18 protein-coding genes and 2 pseudogenes are annotated in these 22,439 nt (G+C 65.4%); 9 read left to right on the top strand and 11 right to left on the bottom strand.

Annotated features, from left to right (window positions below):
• Positions 1-849 (bottom strand): LysR family transcriptional regulator (locus tag DN387_RS25525; RefSeq protein ID WP_054915458.1); only part of this gene is annotated, 849 nt, incomplete at its 3' end.
• Positions 850-969: 120 nt separating this feature from the next.
• On the opposite strand from DN387_RS25525, the gene DN387_RS25530 reads away from it, so the two are divergent.
• On the top strand, positions 970-1,578 hold the full coding sequence (locus tag DN387_RS25530) for a LysE family translocator (protein ID WP_054915457.1): 609 nt from the start codon (positions 970-972) through the stop codon (positions 1,576-1,578).
• Here the strand turns inward: DN387_RS25530 and DN387_RS25535 are convergent.
• Positions 1,575-1,745, bottom strand: coding sequence for a DUF6026 family protein (locus DN387_RS25535; protein WP_221181553.1), 171 nt, complete (start codon positions 1,743-1,745; stop codon positions 1,575-1,577). The genes DN387_RS25530 and DN387_RS25535 overlap by 4 nt on opposite strands.
• 191 nt (positions 1,746-1,936) lie before the next feature.
• Between DN387_RS25535 and gnd the strand changes: the two are divergent.
• The 5 genes and pseudogenes from gnd to nudC all read left to right on the top strand — a co-directional run.
• Positions 1,937-2,923 (top strand): annotated as a pseudogene (gnd, locus tag DN387_RS25540) (phosphogluconate dehydrogenase (NAD(+)-dependent, decarboxylating)); the annotation flags it as partial.
• Positions 2,920-4,419 (top strand): glucose-6-phosphate dehydrogenase, encoded by a 1,500-nt coding sequence (zwf, locus tag DN387_RS25545; RefSeq protein WP_054915455.1) that lies wholly within the window; start codon positions 2,920-2,922, stop codon positions 4,417-4,419. The pseudogene gnd and the gene zwf, both read left to right, overlap by 4 nt.
• A gap of 10 nt (positions 4,420-4,429) precedes the next feature.
• Positions 4,430-6,229, top strand: coding sequence for a glycoside hydrolase family 15 protein (locus tag DN387_RS25550; protein WP_054915454.1), 1,800 nt, complete (start codon positions 4,430-4,432; stop codon positions 6,227-6,229).
• Between the two features lie 134 nt (positions 6,230-6,363).
• Positions 6,364-7,176 carry a crotonase/enoyl-CoA hydratase family protein gene (locus DN387_RS25555; RefSeq protein WP_054915453.1) on the top strand — a complete coding sequence of 271 codons (813 nt, stop codon included), beginning with the start codon at positions 6,364-6,366 and terminating at the stop codon, positions 7,174-7,176.
• Between the two features lie 30 nt (positions 7,177-7,206).
• On the top strand, positions 7,207-8,037 hold the full coding sequence (gene nudC, locus DN387_RS25560) for an NAD(+) diphosphatase (protein WP_054915452.1): 831 nt from the start codon (positions 7,207-7,209) through the stop codon (positions 8,035-8,037).
• Here the strand turns inward: nudC and DN387_RS25565 are convergent.
• The 5 genes from DN387_RS25565 to DN387_RS25585 form a co-directional block, all read right to left on the bottom strand.
• On the bottom strand, positions 8,005-8,784 hold the full coding sequence (locus DN387_RS25565) for a TSUP family transporter (RefSeq protein ID WP_043859924.1): 780 nt from the start codon (positions 8,782-8,784) through the stop codon (positions 8,005-8,007). The two genes, nudC and DN387_RS25565, sit on opposite strands and share 33 nt — an antisense overlap.
• 166 nt (positions 8,785-8,950) lie before the next feature.
• Entirely contained in the window at positions 8,951-9,718 is a 768-nt protein-coding gene (locus tag DN387_RS25570) for an SDR family oxidoreductase (protein WP_043859923.1), read from the bottom strand.
• 28 nt (positions 9,719-9,746) lie between these two features.
• Positions 9,747-10,814 carry a phosphotransferase family protein gene (locus DN387_RS25575; protein WP_054915451.1) on the bottom strand — a complete coding sequence of 356 codons (1,068 nt, stop codon included), beginning with the start codon at positions 10,812-10,814 and terminating at the stop codon, positions 9,747-9,749.
• A 178-nt stretch (positions 10,815-10,992) separates the two neighbouring features.
• The gene (locus DN387_RS25580) at positions 10,993-11,310 is read right to left on the bottom strand and encodes an SCP2 sterol-binding domain-containing protein (protein WP_043859921.1); all 318 of its coding nucleotides are present in this window, start codon (positions 11,308-11,310) and stop codon (positions 10,993-10,995) included.
• Between the two features lie 55 nt (positions 11,311-11,365).
• Positions 11,366-12,076 carry a histidine phosphatase family protein gene (locus DN387_RS25585; protein ID WP_054915450.1) on the bottom strand — a complete coding sequence of 237 codons (711 nt, stop codon included), beginning with the start codon at positions 12,074-12,076 and terminating at the stop codon, positions 11,366-11,368.
• 197 nt (positions 12,077-12,273) lie between these two features.
• Between DN387_RS25585 and sohB the strand changes: the two genes are divergently transcribed.
• Both sohB and DN387_RS25595 read left to right on the top strand, forming a co-directional pair.
• A complete protein-coding gene (gene sohB / locus DN387_RS25590) occupies positions 12,274-13,290 on the top strand; it encodes a protease SohB (RefSeq protein ID WP_054915449.1) in 1,017 nt (338 codons plus the stop codon).
• Between the two features lie 69 nt (positions 13,291-13,359).
• Positions 13,360-18,282 (top strand): NEL-type E3 ubiquitin ligase domain-containing protein, encoded by a 4,923-nt coding sequence (locus DN387_RS25595; RefSeq protein WP_054915448.1) that lies wholly within the window; start codon positions 13,360-13,362, stop codon positions 18,280-18,282.
• A gap of 53 nt (positions 18,283-18,335) precedes the next feature.
• On the opposite strand, the gene DN387_RS25600 is transcribed toward DN387_RS25595, so the two are convergent.
• Together DN387_RS25600 and DN387_RS25605 are read right to left on the bottom strand one after the other, a co-directional pair.
• Positions 18,336-18,830: a DUF934 domain-containing protein gene (locus DN387_RS25600; protein WP_043859917.1), complete on the bottom strand. Its 495-nt coding sequence runs from the start codon at positions 18,828-18,830 to the stop codon at positions 18,336-18,338.
• Positions 18,814-20,472 carry a nitrite/sulfite reductase gene (locus tag DN387_RS25605; protein ID WP_043859916.1) on the bottom strand — a complete coding sequence of 553 codons (1,659 nt, stop codon included), beginning with the start codon at positions 20,470-20,472 and terminating at the stop codon, positions 18,814-18,816. Before DN387_RS25605 ends, DN387_RS25600 begins: the two co-directional genes overlap by 17 nt.
• A 228-nt stretch (positions 20,473-20,700) precedes the next feature.
• Here DN387_RS25605 and DN387_RS25610 point away from each other — a divergent pair, with 228 nt between their 5' ends.
• Positions 20,701-21,783, top strand: a complete 1,083-nt coding sequence (locus tag DN387_RS25610) for an ABC transporter substrate-binding protein (RefSeq protein WP_254506403.1) — start codon at positions 20,701-20,703, stop codon at positions 21,781-21,783.
• Between the two features lie 272 nt (positions 21,784-22,055).
• Here the strand turns inward: DN387_RS25610 and DN387_RS25615 are convergent, their stop codons facing one another.
• Positions 22,056-22,268, bottom strand: coding sequence for a hypothetical protein (locus tag DN387_RS25615; RefSeq protein ID WP_054915446.1), 213 nt, complete (start codon positions 22,266-22,268; stop codon positions 22,056-22,058).
• Positions 22,269-22,278: 10 nt separating this feature from the next.
• Positions 22,279-22,439: pseudogene (locus DN387_RS25620) on the bottom strand (cytochrome C oxidase Cbb3); the annotation flags it as partial.

Raw genomic sequence — 22,439 nt, forward strand, 5'->3', positions numbered from 1 at the left:
CAATCGCTCGATGCTCTCGCGCCACGCACTGCCCACCGGCCACACCAGGTAGTAAGCATCCCCCGTTGCCACCGCCTGTTCGAACGGCAACGCCAGCCGCCCGGCGCGGACATCGTCGCTCACCAGCGCCAGGTCGCCGATCGACACGCCATGCCCGGCCATGGCCGCCGCAATCCCTTGCTCCAGCGTATCGAACAGCGTGCCGCGCTGCAGGTCGACCTGCTCGAGCAGGCCCGCCCCGCGCAGCCAGCGCTGCCAGTCCCGCCGGTCATTGGACGGGTGCAGCAACGCCACCCCGGCCAGCCGCTGCGCATCCCACACGCCATCCCCCAGCAACCCCGGCGCACAGATCGGGATCAGTCGCTCATCGAACAGCTTGCACACCTCGACCTGCTCACCGAACTGCCCATTGCCCAGCAGCACCGCGCAGTCGTAGGGCTCGCTGGCAAAATCCACGCTGTCGACGTCCATCCAAACGCTTGCCAACTGCACGGTGTCGGCCTGGGGGTAACGCTGGATGCAGCCCAGCAGCCAGCGCATGGTCAGGGTGGAGGGCGCCTTCAGGCGCAGGTGGCGCGAAGCGCTGCGAAACGGCTGGCAGGCCTGTTCGATCAGGGCAAAGCCGGCCCCCAGTTGCTCGGCCAGGCGCCGCCCGGCATCGGTGAGGCGCAGGCGCGGGCCGTGGCGTTCGAACAGGCGGCAACCGAACTGGGCCTCCAGGGTGCGGATATGGCGGCTGATGGCGCTCTGGGTCAGCGCCAGCTCTTCCCCGGCGCGGGTGAACGAACAGGTGCGCGCCGCCACTTCAAAGGCGCGCAGTGCATACAACGGGGGCAGACGTTCAACCATGCCAGGGGCAGTCCATGATGAGTATTTGTCGTAGTAGGGCAGAGCATTTTGCGTTTTTCAAGGGCGATGCAGCTGCGCACACTCTGCACCTGACCTGCATTGACGACAAAGGAGCCTCTTTTGAACACCACGCTGCTGTTGGCCTACCTGGGCACTGTACTCATTCTGATCGCCACCCCTGGGCCGGTGGTGGCGCTGGTGGTCGGCACCAGCGGGCGTTCGGGCACCGGGGCGGCCATACGCACGGCGCTGGGGGCCAATGCCGCCTCCCTGGTGCTGGTGGCCGCCGCTGCGCTGATCCTGGCCGGCACCCTGGCACTCAGCCCGGTGGTTCTCAATGCGGTGGCGCTGGTGGGGTGCGTGTTCATGGCCTGGCTGGGGCTGGGGGCGCTGCGTGCGCCAGCCGTGGAGGATGCGCCGCCGCCCAGGGCAAGTGGCTGGTGGCACGGCTTTGCGGTGGGTATCGCCAACCCCAAGGACATTCTGTTCTTCGTGGCGTTCTTCCCGCAGTTCATCCACGTCACGGCCTCGTTCGGCACCAGCATCGGGGTGCTGGCGGCGTTGTGGCTGGTGGTCGACCTGGGGGTGCTGGCGCTGTACATCGCGCTGATGCGCGGCGCCCTGGCGCAGCGGCACCGGGCGCTGGTGGCCCGGCTGTCGGGGCTGGTGCTGTTGCTGGTGGCGGTGGCCGGCGCTGTGTATTCGGCGCGGGCGCTGCTGGCCGCCTAGAGGGTGACCACGGCCTTGTCGCTGCCCTGGGCCTGTTGCAACAGCAGGCTCAGCTGCGCCACCTGACGCTGCAACTGGTCGCGTTCTTCCTTGAGGCGGCGCAGTTCGTCGCGGCGCACGCTCACGTAAAGGGTCTGGGGTGGGCTCGCTGACATCAAGGTTCCCATTGCACACCTCGCAATTGGTTTGGTACATGGTTTGAGCGTAGACGCTCGATCGGCCGCGATTCTGAATTCTTTTTCCTGTCATGGGAACTTTTTTGTTTATCGCTGTCGTGCCGCTGGTCGATGAAACCAACCCGGGCCTGCCTGGACTAACCTTGAAGGCCTGAGCAGGCTTTCTACACTTTACGGAGCATCGGCACATGCAACTGGGAATCGTGGGGCTGGGCCGCATGGGCGGCAATATTGCAAGGCGCCTGATGCGCGAGGGGCACCACACCGTGGTGCATGACCGCAACGCGCCCGCCATCGATACGCTGGTGGCCGAGGGCGCCACAGGCGCCGCCGACCTGGCCGCACTGGTGCAGCAACTGGACGCGCCGCGCGCGGTCTGGGTGATGCTGCCGGCGGGCGAGGCCACCGAGCAGACCATCGCGCAACTGGCCGACCTGCTGGAAGCGGACGATGTGATCATCGACGGCGGCAATACCTTCTACAAGGACGACATCCGCCGCGCCCAGCACCTGGCCGAGCGCCAGTTGCACTACGTGGACGTTGGCACCTCCGGTGGCGTGTGGGGCCTTGAGCGCGGCTACTGCATGATGATCGGCGGCGAGCAGGCGATTTTCGAACGCCTTGAGCCGCTGTTCGCCACCCTGGCACCGGGTGAGGGCGACATTCCACGTACCCGTGGCCGAACCGGCCCCAGCGAGCGCGCCGAAAAGGGCTATATCCATGCCGGGCCACCCGGCGCCGGGCATTTCGTCAAGATGATCCACAACGGCATCGAGTACGGCCTGATGCAGGCCTATGCCGAGGGCTTCGACATTCTCAAGACCAAGGCCAGCGAGAGCCTGCCGCCCGACCAGCGCTTCGACCTCAACCTGCCCGAAATCGCCGAGGTGTGGCGCCGCGGCAGCGTGGTCACCTCGTGGCTGCTGGACCTGACCGCCGATGCACTGGTGGCCGACCCGCAGCTGGGCAGCTACAGCGGCTCGGTGTCCGACAGCGGCGAAGGGCGCTGGACCATCGATGCGGCGGTGGAGCAGGCGGTGCCGGTACCGGTGTTGTCCAGCGCACTGTTCGCGCGCTTTCGTTCACGCCAGCAGCAGGGCACCTACGGTGACAAGCTGCTGTCGGCGATGCGCTTCGGTTTTGGTGGCCATGTCGAGAAGCCCGAATGAGTGAACACGACGTCGAAGCGGCACCAGCCTGTACCCTGTTCCTGTTTGGCGCCAATGGCGACCTGGTCAAACGCCTGCTGATGCCGGCGCTGTACAACCTGCACCGCGACGGCCTGCTGGACAAAGGCATGCGCATCGTCGGGGTCGACCACAACCCGGCCACCGACGGCGAATTTGCCGAGCGCCTGGAAACCTTCATGCGTGAACGCGACCAGGGCGAGGGCGCCACCCGGTGCCTGGACGACAAGCTGTGGAAGCGCCTGGCCAAGGGCATCGGTTACCTCACCGGCGACTTCATGGAGCCCTCCACCTACCAGGCCATCGCCGAGCGCATCGACAAGGGGCGCACCGGCAACGCGATCTTCTACCTGGCCACCTCGCCGCGTTTTTTCAGCGGCGTGGTGCAGCAACTGGGGGCGGCCGGGCTGCTGGACGAGGCCAACGGCTTTCGTCGGGTGGTGGTGGAGAAGCCCTTCGGTTCGGACCTGGCCAGCGCCGAGGCGCTGAACGCCTGCCTGCTCAAGGTGATGAGCGAAAAGCAGATCTACCGCATCGACCACTACCTGGGCAAGGAGACGGTACAGAACATCCTGGTCAGCCGTTTTTCCAACGGCCTGTTCGAGGCGTTCTGGAACAACCACTACATCGATCACGTGCAGATCACCGCTGCCGAGACGGTGGGCGTGGAAACCCGTGGTGCCTTCTACGACACCACCGGGGCACTGCGCGACATGGTGCCCAACCACCTGTTCCAGCTGCTGGCGATGGTGGCGATGGAGCCGCCCGCCGCCTTTGGCGCGGACGCGGTGCGCAGTGAAAAGGCCAAGGTGATCGGTGCGATTCGCCCGTGGTCCAAGGCCATGGCCCTGAAGAACTCGGTACGCGGGCAGTACACCGCCGGCAAGCAGGGGCGCAAGAAGCTGGCCGGTTACCGCGAAGAGCCACGGGTCGACCCCGATAGCCAGACCGAAACCTACGTGGCGCTCAAGGTGATGATCGACAACTGGCGCTGGGTGGGCGTGCCGTTCTACCTGCGCACCGGCAAGCGCATGAGCGTGCGTGACACCGAGATCGCCATCTGCTTCAAGCCGGCGCCCTATGCGCAGTTTCGCGACAGCGACGCCGAGCGGCCCAAGCCCAACTACCTGAAGATCCAGATCCAGCCCAACGAGGGCATGTGGTTCGACCTGCAGGCCAAGCGCCCGGGGCCGACCCTGGCCATGGAGAACGTCGAGCTGGGTTTTGCCTACAAGGACTTCTTCAAGATGCAGCCCTCCACGGGCTACGAAACCCTGATCTACGACTGCCTGACGGGCGACCAGACGCTGTTCCAGCGTGCCGACAACATCGAGAACGGCTGGCGTGCGGTGCAGCCGTTCCTGGACGCCTGGGCGCAGGGCGGCGAGGTGCAGCCGTATGCGGCCGGGGAAGACGGGCCGCAGGCGGCCGACGAACTGCTGGCCCGCGATCGGCGGGTCTGGCACAGCATTGGTTGACGGGAGGTTCATGACGGGCGCCATCGAAGACTACGCACTACTGGGCAATTGCCGCAGCGCAGCACTGGTGGGCCGTGACGGCTCGCTGGACTGGCTGTGCTTTCCACGCTTCGACTCGCCGGCCTGCTTTGCCGCGCTGCTGGGCGACGAAGAAAACGGGCGCTGGCAGATCGCGCCGCGTGAAGCGCCGCTGGAGGTAACCCGCGAGTACCAGCAGGACACCCTGATCCTGCACACCACCTTCGTGACTGCCAGCGGCCGTGCGCGCCTGATCGACTGCATGCCGCTGGACGACGCGCACCACAGCGTGCTGCGCATCGTCGAAGGGCTGGAGGGCGAGGTGGCCTTCGACATGGACCTGGTGATGCGCTTCGATTATGGCAGCAGCGTGCCCTGGGTCGAGAAGCTCGACCCGCTGACCCTGACCGCCGTGGCCGGGCCGGACCGCCTGACCCTGCGCAGCACGGTAAGCACCCACGCACGCGATCACCATACCGGCAGCCGCTTCAGCGTGAAGGCCGGGCAGCGCCACACCTTCAGCCTGAGCCACCAGCCATCGCACCTGCCGTTGCAGCCGGCCTTCGAGCCGGAGCAGGCGCTGCTGGACACCGCGCACAAGTGGCGCGAGTTTGCTGCGCGCTGCCCGCAGGTGGGCGAGCACACGGCGCGGGTCAAGCGCTCGCTGATCACCCTCAAGGCGCTGACCTATGCACCCACCGGCGGCATCGTGGCCGCGGCCACCACCTCGCTGCCGGAGCACCTGGGTGGCGAGCGCAACTGGGATTACCGCTACTGCTGGCTGCGCGATGCCACCATGACCTTGCTGGCGTTCATGAACCTGGGCTACTTCGAGGAGGCCCAGGCCTGGCGCGAATGGCTGCTGCGCTCGGTGGCGGGCAACCCCGAGCAGATGCAGATCATGTACGGCCTGGCCGGCGAGCGCCGGCTGCCGGAGTACGAGCTGCCCTGGCTGGCCGGCTATGCCGGTTCGCAGCCGGTGCGGGTGGGCAATGCCGCGGCCGTGCAGCACCAGCTGGACATCTATGGCGAGGTGGCCGATGCGCTGTGTCAGGCGATGCGTGGCGGTCTGCCGCGCTTGCCGCGCAGTGCGGCGATCGGGCGGGTGATCATGCCGTACCTGGAGACCATCTGGCGCCAGCCCGACGAGGGCATCTGGGAGGTGCGCGGGCCGCAGCAGCATTTCACCCACTCCAAGGTGATGGCCTGGGTGGCGTTCGATCGGGCGGCCAGCCTGAGCGAGCCGACCGAGGAGGGCAAAGCCCAGGCTGCGCACTACCGCGAGGTGGCCGCGCAGATCCATCGCCAGGTGTGCGAGCAGGGCGTCGATGCGCAGCTGGGCTGTTTTGTGCAGGCCTATGGCTCGCAGGAGATGGACGCGAGCCTGCTGCAGATTGCCCTGACCGGTTTTCTGCCAGCCGACGACCCGAGGTTTCTGGCAACCCTGGCGCAGATCGAGAAGCGCCTGCTGCATGACGGGCTGGTGCGCCGCTACGACAGCGACAGCGGCTGCGATGGGCTGGCGCCGGGGGAGGGTACGTTTCTGGTGTGCTCGTTCTGGCTGGCGGACGTGTACGTGCTGCTGGGGCGTCAGCAAGAGGCCCAGGCGTTGTTCGAGCGCCTGTGCGGGCTGTGCAACGATGTGGGGCTGCTGGCCGAGCAGTACGACCCGCAAGGTGGCCGCATGCTGGGCAATTTCCCGCAGGCCTTCAGCCATATCGGCATCATCAACACGGCGTTGAACCTGCACCGGGCGCAGTGTCCGGTGCGCGACAGGGCCCGCTGCGGGTGACTGCGGTGGCCGCTTCGCCGGCAAGGTCGGCTCGTGCAGTGCAGGAGCAACAGCCCAGCCTTTGGCACAAGCGCCGCCTACGGTCTGCGATATAGTCCAGCCACCCCATCCCGCGTCAGCCCAAGGAGTGCCACGTGACCGACTACACCGCGTTCAAGGTCGAACTGTCGAACAGCATCGCCCACGTCCAGATCAACCGCCCGGAAAAGATCAACGCCATGAATGCCGCGTTCTGGAGCGAGATCGTCGAGATCTTCCAGTGGATCGACGAGACCGACGCGGTGCGCGTGGTGGTGATCAGCGGCGCCGGCAAGCATTTTTCTTCCGGCATCGACCTGATGCTGCTGGCCTCGGTGGCCAACGAAATGGGCAAGGACGTAGGCCGCAACGCGCGCCTGCTGCGGCGCAAGATCCTGCAGATGCAGGCCTCGTTCAATGCCGTGGATACCTGCCGCAAGCCGGTGCTGGCAGCCATCCAGGGCTACTGCCTGGGCGGCGCGATCGACCTGATCGCCGCCTGCGACATGCGCTACGCGGCTGCCGATGCGCAGTTCTCGATCAAGGAAATCGACATGGGCATGGCCGCCGACGTCGGCACCCTGCAGCGCCTGCCACGCATCATCGGCGACGGCATGCTGCGCGAGCTGGCCTACACCGGGCGCACTGTCGGCGCCGACGAGGCGCGCCAGATCGGCCTGGTCAACCGCACCTTCGACGATCAGGCCAGCCTGCTGGACGGGGTTTTTGCGATTGCCGCCGAGATCGCGGGCAAATCCCCGATTGCCGTGGCCGGCACCAAGGAGATGCTCACCTACATGCGCGATCACCGCATCGACGACGGGCTGGAATACATTGCCACCTGGAACGCTGCCATGTTGCAATCCACCGACCTGCGGGTGGCGATGGCCGCCAGCATGAGCAAACAGAAACCGCAGTTCGACGACTGAGCCCGGTCGCGAACCCTCAAGGAACGCAACATGTCAGCGCGCTGGACCACTGCAGTACTGGACCCCAACACCCCCGGCGGCCTGGCCGTTGCCCACTGTGCCGAGGGCTTTCTGGTGGACGCCAACGGCGCGCTGTTCCCGCGGGACTGGCTCAGGCGCCAGGACCTGGACGTGGTGTGCGAGCACGGCATCGGCCACTTCGACGGCCAGCCGGTGTTTCTGCTCGAACTGCGCTCGGCACAGGCGCCGCAGGGCTGCAGCTGGCGCGGCCTGCGCCAGTTCATGCTGGAGGGCGATTTCGATACCTACACCCTCCTCGGTTATGCCGCGCAGATCGCCACCTGGGCCCGCGAGCATCGCTTTTGCGGCAGTTGCGGGCAGGCGATGGTGCAGATCCAGTGGGAGCGCGCGATGTACTGCGCCGGCTGCGAGCTGCGCAGCTACCCGCGCATTTCGCCGAGCATGATCGTGCTGATCACCCGTGGCGACGAGATACTGCTGGCGCGCTCGCCACGCTTCGTGACCGGCGTGTACAGCACCCTGGCCGGGTTTGCCGAGCCGGGCGAGTCGGCCGAGGACTGCCTGGTGCGCGAGGTGCGTGAAGAGGTGGCGCTGGAGGTGAAGAACCTCCAGTACGTGGGCAGCCAGTGCTGGCCGTTCCCGCATTCGATGATGCTGGGCTTTCATGCCGAATACGCCGGCGGCGAGATCGTGATGCAGGCCGACGAGATCGAGGATGCCCAGTGGTTCAGCGTGCATGCGCTGCCGCCGTTGCCGGCGGGCCGCTCGATTGCGCGTTACCTGATCGACCTGTACGTGGCGCGCCGCCTAGGCCTGGCCGAACCAGTGCTGCCACGCTAGGCGCACGGTCAGGGCCAGCACCACGGTGATGAACACCGGGCGGATGAACTTGCTGCCGCCGCTGATGGCGGTGCGTGCGCCGAAGAACGCGCCGACCATCAGCGACGAGCCCATGGCCAGGCCCACCGCCCAGTCTACCTGGCCGGAGAAGATGAACACCGACAGTGCTGCGGCGTTGCTCACGAAGTTCATGCTGCGCGCCACGCCGCTGGCCTTGACCAGGTCGATGGGGTACAGCAGCAGGGTGCTGACGGTCCAGAACGCGCCGGTGCCCGGGCCGGCCACACCGTCATAGAAACCCAGGGTCAGGCCCTGGGGCAGTTGCCACTTCTTCTTGATCGGCGCATCGGCGTCCAGCGGCGCCTTGGGCGTGCCGCCGAACAGCAGGTAAACACCGCAGGCGAACACCACCACCGGGAGCATCTTGTTCAGCCATTCGGCCGGCAGGTAGTGGGCAACGATGGCGCCGATGAAGGCCCCTACCAGGGTGCCGACCAGGGCGTGTCGCCACTGCGCGGGGTGGAACAGCTTGCGCCGGTAGTAGGTGAAGCCGGCGGTGGCCGAGCCGAAGGTGGAGCTGAGCTTGTTGGTGCCCAGCACCAGGTGCGGCGGCATGCCGGCGGTGAGCAGGGCGGGGGTGGTGAGCAGGCCGCCGCCGCCGGCGATGGCGTCGATGAACCCGGCCACGAAGGCCACGGCGGCAAGAATGGCTAGGGTGGTGAGATCTACGCTGAGTTCGAAGGGCATGGTGTTGGGCTTATTCGACTGGGGCGCAGAACGGTAAAGCTGCGCCTGAGGGGCGCTATGGTAAAGGAGATGGTGCGTGCCTGTCAGGGCCCTATCGCGGGTCAAGCCCGCTCCCACAGAAATAGCGGTGATCCTTGTGGGAGCGGGCTTGACCCGCTATGCGGTATCAGGACAGGAACCCCCCATCCACATTCAACGCCGTACCGGTGGTGTAGCTGGACGCATCGCTGGCCAGGTACAGCACCGCGCCCGCCATCTCCTTCGGATCGGCCACGCGCTTGAGCGGGATCTGCTGCAGCGCCGTGTTCAGGATCGCTTCGTTCTTGACCAGCGCCGAGGCGAACCTGGTGTCGGTCAGCCCCGGCAGCAGCGCATTGCAGCGGATGCCAAAGGGGGCGCATTCCTTGGCGAATACCTTGGTCATGTTGATCACCGCCGCCTTGGTCACCGAGTAGATCCCCTGGAACACCCCCGGCGATACGCCATTGATCGACGCCACGTTGATGATGCTGCCGCCGCCGTTTTCGCGCATCAGCTTGCCGGCCTCGACCGACATGAAGAAGTAGCCGCGGATGTTCACGTCGACGGTCTTCTGGAAGGCGCTCAGGTCGGTGTCCAGCACGTTGCAGAACTGCGGGTTGGTGGCGGCGTTGTTGACCAGGATGTCCAGGCGCCCGAACTGCTCGCGAATGCCGGCGAACACCGCGCCGATCTGTTCCATCTCGCCAATGTGGCAGGCCACCGCCGTGGCCTTGCCGCCGGCGGCGATGATTGCGTCGGCCACGTGCTGGCAGCCGTCGAGCTTGCGGCTGGACACGATCACGTGGGCACCCTGCTGGGCCAGCAGGTGGGCAATCGCCTCGCCGATGCCGCGGCTGGCGCCGGACACGAAGGCGATCTTGCCGTCGAGGTCGAACAACTGGGTCTTGGACATGGGGCGGGTTCCTTGTAGTTGTAGGGCGTCAGAGCGTGGATTTGCCGATGACCTGCAGGCTCATGTGCTCCAGCAGCTTGTTCATGTGCACGAACTGGGCGAAGCGCTTGTCCTGGGTCTGGCCATGGAAGAAGCGGTAGTAGATCTGCTGCACGATGCCGGCCAGGCGGAACAGGCCGTAGGTGTAGTAGAAGTCGAAGTTGTCGATCTGCAGCCCGGCACGTTCGGCGTAGTAGTCGACGAACTGGCGCCGGGTGAGCATGCCCGGTGCGTTGCTCGGCTGGCGACGCATCAGTTGCACGGGCGCAGGGTCGCCGGCTTCGATCCAGTAGGCCAGGGTATTGCCCAGGTCCATCAGCGGGTCGCCGAGGGTGGTCATTTCCCAGTCCAGCACGCCGATGATGCGCATGGGGTTGTCGGCGTCGAGGATCACGTTGTCGAAGCGGTAGTCGTTGTGCACGATGGCGGGGCGTGGGTGGTCGGCCGGCATCTTCTCGCGCAGCCAGGCGATCACCGCTTCCCAGCGCGGTGCATCCGGGGTCAGGGCCTTTTCATAACGTGCGCTCCAGCCTTCGATCTGGCGCTGCACATAGCCTTCGGGCTTGCCCAGGTCGGCCAGGCCGCAGGCGGTGTAGTCCACCTGGTGCAGCTCGACCAGGCGGTCGATGAAGCTCTTGCACAGGGCTTCGGTGCGCTGGCTGTCCAGGCCCAGCTCGGGGGGCAGGTCCGAGCGCAGGATGATGCCCTTGACCCGGTCCATCACGTAGAACTCGCCGCCGATCAGCGATTCGTCGGTGCAGTGCACGTAGGCCTTGGGGCAATAGGGGAAGCCGCTGTTGAGCTGGTTGAGGATGCGAAACTCGCGGCCCATGTCGTGGGCCGACTTGGCCTTTTGCCCGAACGGCGGGCGGCGCAGCACGAACTCGCGGTCCGGGTAGCTGAGCAGGTAGGTGAGGTTGGACGCGCCACCGGGGAACTGGCTGATCACCGGCGTGCCGCTCAGGCCTGGAATGCTGGCCTTGAGATAAGGGTCGATGAGGGCGGCATCGAGTTCTTCGCCGGGGCGAACCTGGGTCGACTGGTCGGTGAGCGTCATGCTTTTCCCTTATTCTGAAAGTCGCTGATTATTGTTTAATCTAATTCTCGTGGATAAACCGAACAAGTGTTTGACTGTGTTATAGGCCAGCGTGTTGCACCACGATCACCACCCCTGATGCCGGGCGAAAAAAAACCGAAGCACAAGGCTTCGGTTCTGGTCGGCATCAGCGCAAAGCTCAGGCCGGGAACAGCTCGCTGAGTTTCATCGACAGCATCATGTCGCCTTCGACGCGCAGCTTGCCGCCCATGAAGGCCTGCATGCCGTCGGTTTCGCCGCTGACGATGCCCTTGAGGGTTTCGCTGTCCAGCACCAGGGTGCAGTTGGCGTCAGGGTTTTCGCCTTCCTGCAGATCGCAGGTGCCGTCCTTGACGATCAGCGAGAAGTGCTTGTCTTCGTCGGTGATGTTGAAGCCGAACACCAGGTCCAGGCCGGCAGCGGCGGCAGGGTTGAACTTCTCTTGCATGGCTTGAACGGCTTTAGCTACGTCGGTCATGGTGTATTCCTTATTAAGTGATGTAAGCGACCCTGGGGCCGCAACAGGCCGGTGCTCATCGGTAGGTGATGAGCGCCGGCACCCTCAGCAACTGCACGTGGGCCTGGTTGTTGAAGGAAGCCAGCGCCACCTCGCGGCCACGAAACTTCAGCTGGCTGAGCGAGGTGTTGACGATCTGCCAGTTCAGCGCGAACGCCTGGCTGGGGGTGATGCCGGTGATCAGGTGGAGCAGGGCGGTGATGGTTCCGCCGGAGGTGAAGATGGCAATGTTGTCGCCTTGCCCGGCCTCGCGCAGCAGGCGTTGCAGGCCGTCGTGCACCTGCTCGACGAAGGCCTGCCAGCTTTGCAGGCCGTCGACATCGTGCTCGCCGCCGTGCCAGCGCTGCACCAGCAGGGCGAACAGGCGCTGGAACTCGCTGCGGTTGTCGCGGGCATTGCGCAGGATGTGCAGCGCCTCGGGCTCGTCCGGCAGCAGGCCGGGCAGCAGCGCGCGGATGACGGCGTCGGCGTCGAACTCGTTGAAGGCAGGGTCGGTTTCCAGGCTGGGTACCGCGCTGCCGGCAGCCTGCAGGCGGGCCAGGGCCAGGCGGGCGGTGTGCTGCTGGCGGCGCAGGTCGCCGGCCACGCAGCGATCCAGGCGCAGGCCCAACTGGGCGAGGTGATCGCCCAGTGCTTCGCTCTGGGCAATGCCGGTCGGCGACAACACGTCGTAGTCGTCGGCACCAAAGGAGGCCTGGCCATGTCGAATGAGGTAGATGCTGCCCACGTCGTATGCCTGGAGTGAAGGTTCTGGCGAGGGTAGGTGGCCGATGGCGGCCTGTCAACGAAAAAACATACAAGCGTTTGAAAAGGTCGTTTGAACTGCGTTTCGGGGCGTTGCCCACGCTGGTGGAGGCGTGGCCGCGCCGGTATGCTTGGGCCACGTTTGGCGCCGTACGGGCGCAGACATGTTAAGGAGCTACTGTGGATTTTCTTGCTGAATACGCCAGCTTTCTGGCCAAGACCGCGACCCTGGTGATCGCGCTCCTGGTGGTGTTGTCGGCCATTGCCGGGTTGCGCGGCAAGGGCCGGCGCAAGGCCGGGGGGCAGTTGCACGTGACTCGCCTCAACGATTTCTACAAGGACCTGCGCGAGCGCCTGGAGTCGGGTCTGCTCGACAAGGCCCAGCTCAAGGCCCTGCGCAAGCAGCAGGCCAAGCGCGACAAGCAGCAGAAGAAAAAGCCCGAGGACAAGCCGCGGGTGTTCGTGCTGGATTTCGACGGCGACATCAAGGCCTCGGCCACCGAGAGCCTGCGCAATGAAATCACCGCGCTGCTGACCCTCGCCACGCCCAAGGACGAAGTGGTACTGCGCCTTGAAAGCGGTGGCGGCATGGTGCACAGCTACGGCCTGGCCTCCTCGCAGCTGGCGCGTATCCGCCAGGCCGGCGTGCCGCTGACGGTGTGCATCGACAAGGTGGCGGCCAGCGGCGGCTACATGATGGCCTGCATCGGTGACAGGATCGTCAGTGCGCCCTTCGCCATTCTGGGCTCCATCGGGGTGGTGGCGCAGTTGCCCAACGTCAACCGCCTGCTGAAAAAGCACGATGTAGACTTCGAGGTGTTCACGGCGGGTGAGTACAAGCGCACCGTGACCGTGTTTGGCGAAAACACCGAGAAGGGCCGCGAGAAGTTCCAGGAAGACCTGGACGTGACCCATCAGCTGTTCAAGGATTTCGTCTCGCGTTACCGCCCGCAGTTGCACATCGATGAGGTGGCCACCGGCGAGGTCTGGCTGGGTGTGGCGGCATTGAACAAGCAACTGGTGGACGAGCTGCGCACCAGTGACGAATACCTGAGCGAACGCGCTCGCGATTCGAACCTGTATCACCTGCATTTTGCCGAACGCAAGAGCCTGCAGGAGCGCGTTGGCCTGGCTGCCAGCGCCTCCATCGAAAACACCCTGGTGGGTTTGTGGAGCCGCCTGGGCCGCTGGCGCTGAGCAATATGTAGCACTTCACCTGCGTCATGATGGGGTCTGCTTGGGGTTCAATCTACCCCGAGGACCATCATGACCACTCCCACCGATTCCACCGACACCTATGTCACCCCGGGGCCGCATGGCCCCTTCATCCATCAGCGCATGCCTGACTGGCTCAAGCACTCCACCCCTGCAAGTTTCGCGGCCCTGAGCCGGCCCTGGGGCGCCGAACAGCACCAGGGCGCAGGGGATGCGCCGGCGCCCTGGTTCAGCAATGCCCGCGAGGACCAGCGCCAGGCACTGCTCGCCTGCCAGCAGCACGCCCGCGCCTGCGCCGATGCGTTGGCGCGTACCCTGCGCCCCCTCAAAGGCATCGTCGAGTTCGCCGAGCCGCTGCTCAAGGCCAGGCTCAAGCGCGACTTGCAGCGCGACGACGACGTCAACACCCACGAATTCGTGCACGTTACCCACGACACCGAACTGCTGGGCGCGCTGGTGCGCGTGGTGCCCAGGCGCCAGAGCCTGCTGCAGGCGGCGCTGCAGAACTTTGCCCGGGATGCCGAATTCGACGACGGTACGGCCCTGGCGGCCAAGGGCGCATTTTCCATGACGCTGGTACCTGGCAGCGAGCACGCGCCGCGCTATCGCTACGTTTACAGCAGCAAGCTGGCGGTGGCCCCGCGCGACTTTGCCCGCGTGTGCCATGAGCTGGACCTGGGCAAGCAGTACCAGGACCACCTGGCTGCGGTGTACGAGGCGCCGGCCACCCATGATCGGGTTCGCCGGCAGTCCATCGAGGCCTACAAGGCGCGCCTGCGCGTGCGCACCTGGATTGCGGCGATGAAGGGCGAGATTGGCGAGGCTGCCCGCAGCGCCTTGCTCGGTTGGCTCGATGGCACCGGTGCCGCCCAGTACAACGGCAAGCCGCTGGTGTTCAGCACCCTGGAAATGTTCGGCATTGGCTTGTCCGGTATCTGGGTGGCCAGTGCCGACCGCCTGCTCAGCGAGCAGACCGAGCCTGTGCTGGTGTATGTGCCGGGCGCGCCCCTGTACCCGCTCAAGGAATACCCGAGCATCGAGGCGTTCAAGCGCGACCTGCGCATCAACCTGATTTCGCCCGCCTATCAGCAGGCCATGCGCGGTTGTGTGGCCCGGGCCGATGAAGAGCGCTTCTTCGGGCTGCTGGAAAGCAATCTGTTTCACCTTGTCGATGGCCAGCACGGGCTGCTGGAGCGCCAGCCCAACCTGGAGGCGGACCTGTACCTGCGTGAACACCGGGTGGGAGAAGACCTGTTCGAGTTGCAGCATCGACGCCTGATCGAGAAGGCCAAGGCTGATGCGCGGCACCTGGCCGTGCCCAGTGCCGATGCGGACGAAGCGGCCCGCGAGGCGCGCCTGGCGTACTGGGAAAGCATCGGTCTGAACGTGCTCAACAGCGCCGCCTTCTTCGTACCCGGGCTGGGGGAGGTGATGGCGGTGGTGGCGGCCGGCCAGTTGATCGGGGAGGTGGTCGAGGGCATCGAAGACTGGGAGGTGGGTGATCGCGAGCTGGCCATGGCGCACCTGCAGTCGGTGGCACTGAACATTGCATTCGCCGTGGGCCTGGGGCTTGCCCTCAAGCCGTTGGCCGTCGGGCCGGGCAGCGAGTTGCTGGAAGGCACAGTCCAGATCAGGCTGGCCAACGGGCAGTACCGGCTGTGGAAGCCGCAGCTGGAGCCCTATGCCGCGGATGTCGATCTGTCGGGGGTCGTGCCGGACCTTCAGGGGCGCTACAGCGTGGGCGACAAGACCTACATCCGTGTGCAGGGCCGCGCCTACGAGGTGGTCGGCACCGAAGCGGGCCAGTACCAGGTCCGCCATCCTCGCGATGACGCCTACCAGCCGCCGGTGGTGCACAACGGCGCCGGGGCCTGGCGCCTCGAGGCCGAAGACCCGCAGCAGTGGGAAGGCCTGACGTTGTGGCGGCGCCTGGGCCATCTGGTGGACGGCATGGGTGACGAGGACCTGCTGAACATGGCCGCCATCACTGGCATCGACGAGGCACGCCTGCGCCGCCTGCACAGCAACAGCGAGCCTTTGCCGGCGTTGCTCGGCGACAGCCTGGTGCGCTGGCAGATGAGCCGCAGGGTGACGGATGTGATTGCGGCCATGCGCGACGGGCAACCACTGGCCACCGAGCTCGATGCCTTGCCCCTGGCCTTGCTCACACGCATGCCGGGTTGGCCGGCCGGTGTGCTGGTGCGGGTGATGGAGGACGGGCAGCTGGTCAAGGAGTACGGTACGCCGCTGAGCGCCGACAACCGGACCCTGTCGATCACGCGCCAGGAACTGGTCGACGGTCGCTTCCTGACAACGCTGCTGCAGGGCTTGACCGAACAGGAAGAGAAGGCCCTGTTCGGCCCCTACCTGGCCAGGACCGAGGCTGGTCGCCTGACGCAATTGCGTGAAGCCTATGCCCGTTACGCCAGCGTCAACCGCAGCCAGGTGTTCGACAGCCTCTACCGCGCCGACCCGGTGCAGGAGGTGGCGGGCATGGCGGTGGTACGCAAGCAGTTTGCCGGGCTGGCGTGGCGGCAGGCCAGAGAGCTGGTCGAGAGTGCCAGCGTCAGCGAGCGAGCGCAGCTCACCGCCAACCCGCCGCGGGTGCCGTTGCGCCTGGCCGAACAGGCCCGCTGGCTGGCGGAGCAGGCGCGCGTGGTGCGTGCCCGTGAGGGCCTCTACCTGGGCTACACCGATCGCCTGGACTGCCTGAAGGTTGCCATGGACCAGTTGCAGGCCTTGCCGGGTTGGTCTGGCGATGTGCTGTTGCAGGTACGTGAGGGCAGCCCGTGGGGCGATGAGCTCAAGGCGGTCGGGAGCAGCACGGCCACCGGCACCAAGCGTATTCTCGCGCGGCTGGACGAAGGCTATCAGGCCTATGACAGCGAGCATAACGCGCTGGGCGGGGTGGAGCCGTTGTGCGCCGCCATGCTGCATGCGCTGCCCGACAGCGAGCGCGTGCTGCTGGGCCTGAACATCAACCAGGCCGACGCGTTGCGCCTGATGTTGGCCGAGAATGCCGCCAAGGATACGGCTGCGGTGCGTAGCAGCATCGGCGTGCGTCCGCGCACGCGCTGGTTCAAGCCGCCAATGCGCATGCTCGATGGCCAGATCGGTTATCCGCTCAGTGGCCGGCGCCCGTTCGGCAGGCCGCAGACGCCGATGCAGAGGGTCCGGGCGCTGTACCCCGACCTGGCGGTGGACGAGGTGCAGGCCTTTTTGCAGGAGCTAGGCGAGGGGCTCAGTGAGGAGGAGCTGCTGGTCAAGCTTGAGGGGCGTCGCCAGGAACTGTTCAAGCTGATCGATGAGCTGACCGCCTGGCGCAACGATCAGTCCGTGAGTTTCGCCACCCGTCGCCACCGGGAGGTGGCGGCCGATCGCATCGAGCGTTGCTGGCGGCGCCAGACCAGCCCGGTGGTAACCTTTGAAGGGCGAACCGTCGGCTACACCCTCAACCTGTCGGAGACGCGCCTTGACGGTCTGCCGATTCTGAGTGCCGATTTCAGCCATGTGGCGTCGCTGTTCATGCGCGACATGCAGTTGAGTGAGTTGCCCGAGGCCTTTATCGAGCAGTTTGCCAATACGCGCTGGCTCAACCTTTCCAACAACCTGTTCAGCACCCTGCCTGCCGCGCTGGAAGCCATACCGCGCATCACCCGGCTGACGTTCAGCTACAACAGCCTGGTCATGGATGCTGCTGCCAATGCGGTGCTGGCCAAACTGGTTCGCCTGAGAATCCTCAACCTGGACCACAACCCCTTGATAACCGCGCCCGATGTTTCGACCCTGGCCGACCTGCGCGGGCTCAGGCTGCAGCACACGGGCATCAGTACCTGGCCGACCGGCCTGATGGACCTTGACATGCTCGAAGAGGTCGACCTGCGCGCCAACAACATTCAGGTGGTGCCGCAGGACGTGCTGGCGCCCTCAGCCGAGCGTGTCGATCGGGTGTTGAGGATCAATCGGGTCACCAGCCTGCACGGCAACCCGATCGATGCCGACAGCCAGGTCAGGCTGACGGTCTATCGTCAGCGCACGCGTATCAGCTTTGGCGTTACGCCGAACCTGCGCGTCCATTTTGCGCCCGAGCCGATGGCTGCCGGTGCCACGGCCTGGCTTGCCGGTGCAGATGCGGTGCAGGCGGCCGAACTGCAGGCGATGTGGGATGCGCTCAAGGCCGAACCGGGCACCGGCGAACTGTTCCGGCTGTTCGATGACCTGGGGGAGACGTCCGATTTTCGCGAGACCTACGACGACCTCAAGCAGCGGGTGTGGACGCTGATCAAGGCAGTGAGCGCCAACACGGCGCTGCGCGAGGAGGTACTGCAGACCCTGGACAGCGTGCGCAATTGTGGCGATGCGGTGATCCTGGTGTTCAGCCAGCTTGAGGTGCAGGTGCTGATCAACCAGGCCCTGGCGCTGGGTACCCAGCTGGGTGCCGAGTGGTCACTGATGAAGCTGGCGCGCGGGCTGTATCGTCTGGAGCAGGTCGAGCTGATTGCCCGGCGGGTCATCGATGCACGTGTGCGTGCTGGCACGGTGGTGGACGAGGTCGAAGTGCGGCTGGCTTACCGTACCGCGCTGACCGAGCCGCTCGAACTGCCGGGGCAGCCCAACACCATGCGCTACCGAGCCACTGCCCAGGTCAGCGATGCCGATATCAAGGCTGCGCAGAAGGAGATCGAAGAGGGCGAGACGCCGGCAGTGCTCAAGGCTTCGATTGCCCAGCGCGACTTCTGGGTCAGTTACCTGAAGGTGCAGTATGCCGAGCGCTACCAGCGCATCGCCAAGCCGCTGCACGCCCGCATGGAGGCCTTGCAGGCAGATGCAGATGCAGGGCACATCACCGAAGCGGCGTACCTGCGCCAGAGCCACGTACTGCAAGCCAACCTGGCCAAGGAGGAGAAAAAGTTGCTGGAGACGCTGACGGCAGAAATCTGGAACAGCGTGCCCGACCAGGTCACCCGGTTGTAAATTCGACGCCACAAAAAAAGGCCCCGCAAGGGGCCTTTTTCATGGGGCGGTGTTCAGCGTCGACGGAACAGCGGCTGCGGCTCGTCGGTGGCGGCCTGGTAGGTCACCGAGAAGTCCTGCAGGCTCTGCAGCGCTTCGACCGGGTCCTTGTCGGCCCGCAGGGCGAAGGCGTCGAAACCGCAACGCTTCATGTAGAACAGCTGGTCGCGCAGCACGTCGCCGATGGCACGCAGCTCGCCGGTGAACTTGTAGCGGTCACGCAGCAGGCGCGCATTGGAGTAGTTGCGCCCGTCGGTGAAGGCCGGGAAGTTCAACGCGATGACCTGGAAGCTGGCCACGTCATCGCCGATTTCCTCGGCTTCCTCGTCGGCATCCAGCCACACGCCCAGGCCGCCGTCGCGGGCCTTGAGGGCATGGGCGTGCTCGCGCCACAGGTGCAGCGGCACGATGTAGTCGTCGCAGTTGGTCAGTTCGTCCAGGGTGACGTCCTTGGGCAGCAGGTGCCAGGTTTCGTCGACGATCTGGTTGCCCTTAATGATTCGCTGCATAGACGCGCTCCTTGAAAGGGTCGATGCCAATACGTTGGTAGGTGTCGATGAAGCGCTCGTCTTCAGTACGTTTCTCGACGTACACATCGATCAGCTTCTCGATCACGTCCGGCATGTCGTCCTGGGCGAACGAGGGGCCGAGGATCTTGCCCAGGCTGGCGTCGCGGCTGGCGCTGCCACCCAGGGACACCTGGTAGAACTCCTCGCCCTTCTTGTCCACCCCGAGAATGCCGATATGGCCGACGTGGTGGTGGCCGCAGGCGTTCATGCAGCCGGAGATGTTCAGGTCCAGTTCGCCGATGTCGAACAGGTAGTCCAGGTCGTCGAAGCGGCGCTGGATGGATTCGGCGATCGGGATCGACTTGGCGTTGGCCAGCGAGCAGAAGTCGCCACCCGGGCAGCAGATGATGTCGGTCAGCAGGCCGATGTTCGGCGTGGCGAAGCCGTTTTCACGCAGCTCCAGCCACAGCGCGTGCAGCTGGCGCTGCTCGACGTCGGCCAGGATGATGTTCTGCTCGTGGGAGGTGCGCAACTGGCCGAAGCTGTAGCGTTCGGCAAGGTCGGCCACCGCGTCCAGCTGCTTGTCGGTCAGGTCGCCCGGCGCCACGCCGGTCGGCTTGAGCGACAGGGTAACGGCCACATAGCCCGGCTTCTTGTGCGCCAGGGTATTGCGCGTGCGCCAGCGGGCGAAGCCCGGGTGTTGCTGGTCGAGCTCGGCCAGCTGGCTGTCGAGGTTGTCCAGCGCCAGGTAGTCGGGGTCGACGAAGTGCTTGGCCACGCGATGCACTTCGGCATCGGTCAGGGTGGTGCTGCCGCCGCGCAGGTGCTCCATTTCGGCGTCGACCTTCTGGGCGAACACCTCCGGCGTGAGGGCCTTGACCAGGATCTTGATGCGCGCCTTGTACTTGTTGTCACGGCGACCGTAACGGTTGTACACGCGCAGGATCGCGTCCAGGTAGCTGAGCAGGTCCTGCCAGGGCAGAAATTCGTTGATGAAGGCGCCCACCACCGGGGTACGGCCCAGGCCGCCGCCGACCAGCACGCGAAAGCCCAGTTCGCCGGCCGCGTTGTGCACCGGCTCCAGGCCGATGTCGTGCACTTCGATGGCCGCACGGTCGCTGGCCGAGCCATTGATGGCGATCTTGAACTTGCGCGGCAGGTACGCGAACTCGGGGTGGAAGGTGGTCCACTGACGCACGATTTCACACCATGGGCGCGGGTCGATCACTTCGTCCGCGGCAACGCCGGCGAACTGGTCGGTGGTGACGTTGCGCAGGCAGTTGCCGCTGGTCTGGATCGCGTGCATCTGCACCGTGGCCAGCTCGGCGAGAATCTCGGGGATGTCCTCCAGGGCTGGCCAGTTGTACTGCACGTTCTGCCGGGTACTGATGTGCGCGTAGCCCTTGTCGTAGTCGCGAGCGATTTTGGCCAGCATCCGGGTCTGGCGCGACGTCAGCTGGCCGTAGGGCACGGCTACCCGCAACATCGGGGCAAAACGTTGAATATAGAGGCCATTTTGCAGGCGCAGGGGGCGGAACTCTTCTTCGCTCAGCTCACCGGCCAGGTAGCGTCGGGTCTGGTCTCGGAACTGCTTGACGCGGTCCTCGATGATCCGCTGATCGTACTCGTCGTATACGTACATAGGGGTCCTGTTCTCAGGCTGCTTGCAGCTAATCGCGCGCACGGCCGCGCACTCCGGGGCGGAGCCGAGGCAAGATAGCAGTTTGCGTTTATGCGCAAAAGTGATGTTTTTGCATATGAAAAGAACTATATGGACTAAGTGAGACTGGCTAGCGTTTGGCTGTCACCTGAGCGTTGCCCGTGCCGTCGCGGTTATACTCGGCGCTTTGCGTTGCAGGAGCGTACTCGAATGCTCAAGGCCTTGTGCCTGTCGGTGTGGCTGGGCCTGTCGCTGGTGAGTGGCGCCCAGGCGGCCTCGGTGGTGTTTCTCAATCCGGGCAATGCCGACGAGACCTTCTGGGTCAGTTACTCGCGTTTCATGCAAGGCGCCGCGCAGAACCTGGGCATGTCCTTGCGTGTCGAGTACAGCGGGCGTGATCGCCAGCGTGTGTTGCATCAGGCGGGACAGGCGCTCCAGGGGCCGCAGCGGCCGGACTACCTGGTGCTGGTCAACGAGCAGTACGTGGCGCCGGAGATCATCCGCCTGTCGCGCGGCAGCGGGGTCAGGCTGTTTCTGGTCAACAACGGCCTGACGGTCGACCAGGCGCGGCAGGTGCACGAGTATCCGGACCGTTATCCGCCGGTCCTCGGCACCCTGACCGGCAACGACGAGGAGGCCGGCTACCGCATGCTCAAGACGCTGGTCGAGCAGTTGCCGCCCGCTGCCCTAGAGCAGGGCGTGGACCTGCTGGCGTTCTCGGGGTTGAAGCACACCCCGGCGGCGCAGTTGCGTGAGCAGGGCATGCACCGGGCGTTGGCCGAGTTGCCCGGCGTGCACCTGCGCCAGCTGGTGTATGGGGAATGGAGTCGCCAGCGCGCCTATGAACAGGCGCAGTTGCTGGGTGCGCGTTATCCGCGTACGCAGCTGGTGTGGTCGGCCAATGACGAGATGGCGTTTGGCGCGATGCAGGCATTCGAGGAGGCCGGGCGGGTGCCGGGCCGGGATGTGCTGTTCAGTGCGGTGAACAGTTCGCCGCAGGCCCTGCAGGCGCGAATCGAGGGTCGATTGAGCGTGTTGATGGGCGGGCACTTTTCTCTGGGCGGGTGGGCCATGGTGCTGCTGCACGATGATGCGCAGGGCGTGCCGATCGGTCAGTTGCTCGCCCGGCCGCGGCCGGTGCCGGTGCTTCAGCTGATCGATGCGGTCAAGGCGCGGCGCTGGCTCTCGCTTGAACAGCAGGGCGACTATGGGCTGGATTTCAAGGGGTTCAGCGCCGTTGGCAAGGCGCCAGGGTATCGATACCCGTTCCTGACGGACGCGATGGACTACTAACCGACGAGCTGTACAAAAACCCTGCTTGAGCAAAGGGCATTGCTGGACTTAACTGCATCAGGTGCAGTGCATTCCCATAACCACAACAAGAGGCAATGCAATGGGAAATCCAAGCAAGGCAAGCAAGCCGGACAGCAGTGTCGATGCGTGGGCGATACTCTGCCTGATTGTGCTGGTGGTCGTGACGGCGGTTTACTGGGTCAGTCACCAATAGGCCAAGCCGCAAGAGCGAATCAACCCGCTCTTGCGGACATGCCGGTACAGCACCACCCTCAAGCCTTCAGCAAGGCCTCCGGTGCCTCGGCAGGCACCGGTCGCCCGATGGCCTGCTCGACCCGGCGCGCCACCACCGGGTCATCGGCAAAGGGTATGAGGCTTGCCTGGTCATCCACCTGGTCGCTATGGCGCCTGAGGCAGGCGCTGGTGATCAGGTAGAAGAACACCAGTCCGGTCACGCAATACAACCCATATGCCCAGCCGTTCATTCGCTGCCCCTTACGCCATCTGCGCGTTGTCCAGTGCCAGTTTCGGGTCTGCCACGCGTACCGTGCGCCAGGTGTTCCAGGCCATCAGCAGCATCCCGCTCAGGAAGCACACGCCACCGACGAAGCGCACGATGAAGCCCGGGTGGCTGGCCACCAGTGCCTCCACGAACG

Source organism: Pseudomonas sp. FBF18, assembly GCF_024261405.1.
GTDB lineage: Bacteria > Pseudomonadota > Gammaproteobacteria > Pseudomonadales > Pseudomonadaceae > Aquipseudomonas > Aquipseudomonas palmensis.

Excerpts from the sequence above, each read along its gene's own strand:
- DN387_RS25600 (WP_043859917.1), bottom strand. The coding sequence starts at position 18,830 with ATGCAGCGAATCATTAAGGGCAACCAGATCGTCGACGAAACCTGGCAC.
- DN387_RS25550 (WP_054915454.1), top strand. The coding sequence starts at position 4,430 with ATGACGGGCGCCATCGAAGACTACGCACTACTGGGCAATTGCCGCAGC.
- DN387_RS25575 (WP_054915451.1), bottom strand. The coding sequence starts at position 10,814 with ATGACGCTCACCGACCAGTCGACCCAGGTTCGCCCCGGCGAAGAACTC.
- DN387_RS25610 (WP_254506403.1), top strand. The coding sequence starts at position 20,701 with ATGCTCAAGGCCTTGTGCCTGTCGGTGTGGCTGGGCCTGTCGCTGGTG.
- DN387_RS25580 (WP_043859921.1), bottom strand. The coding sequence starts at position 11,310 with ATGACCGACGTAGCTAAAGCCGTTCAAGCCATGCAAGAGAAGTTCAAC.
- DN387_RS25535 (WP_221181553.1), bottom strand. The coding sequence starts at position 1,745 with ATGGGAACCTTGATGTCAGCGAGCCCACCCCAGACCCTTTACGTGAGC.
- DN387_RS25565 (WP_043859924.1), bottom strand. The coding sequence starts at position 8,784 with ATGCCCTTCGAACTCAGCGTAGATCTCACCACCCTAGCCATTCTTGCC.
- DN387_RS25605 (WP_043859916.1), bottom strand. The coding sequence starts at position 20,472 with ATGTACGTATACGACGAGTACGATCAGCGGATCATCGAGGACCGCGTC.
- zwf (WP_054915455.1), top strand. The coding sequence starts at position 2,920 with ATGAGTGAACACGACGTCGAAGCGGCACCAGCCTGTACCCTGTTCCTG.
- nudC (WP_054915452.1), top strand. The coding sequence starts at position 7,207 with ATGTCAGCGCGCTGGACCACTGCAGTACTGGACCCCAACACCCCCGGC.
- DN387_RS25615 (WP_054915446.1), bottom strand. The coding sequence starts at position 22,268 with ATGAACGGCTGGGCATATGGGTTGTATTGCGTGACCGGACTGGTGTTC.
- DN387_RS25570 (WP_043859923.1), bottom strand. The coding sequence starts at position 9,718 with ATGTCCAAGACCCAGTTGTTCGACCTCGACGGCAAGATCGCCTTCGTG.
- DN387_RS25595 (WP_054915448.1), top strand. The coding sequence starts at position 13,360 with ATGACCACTCCCACCGATTCCACCGACACCTATGTCACCCCGGGGCCG.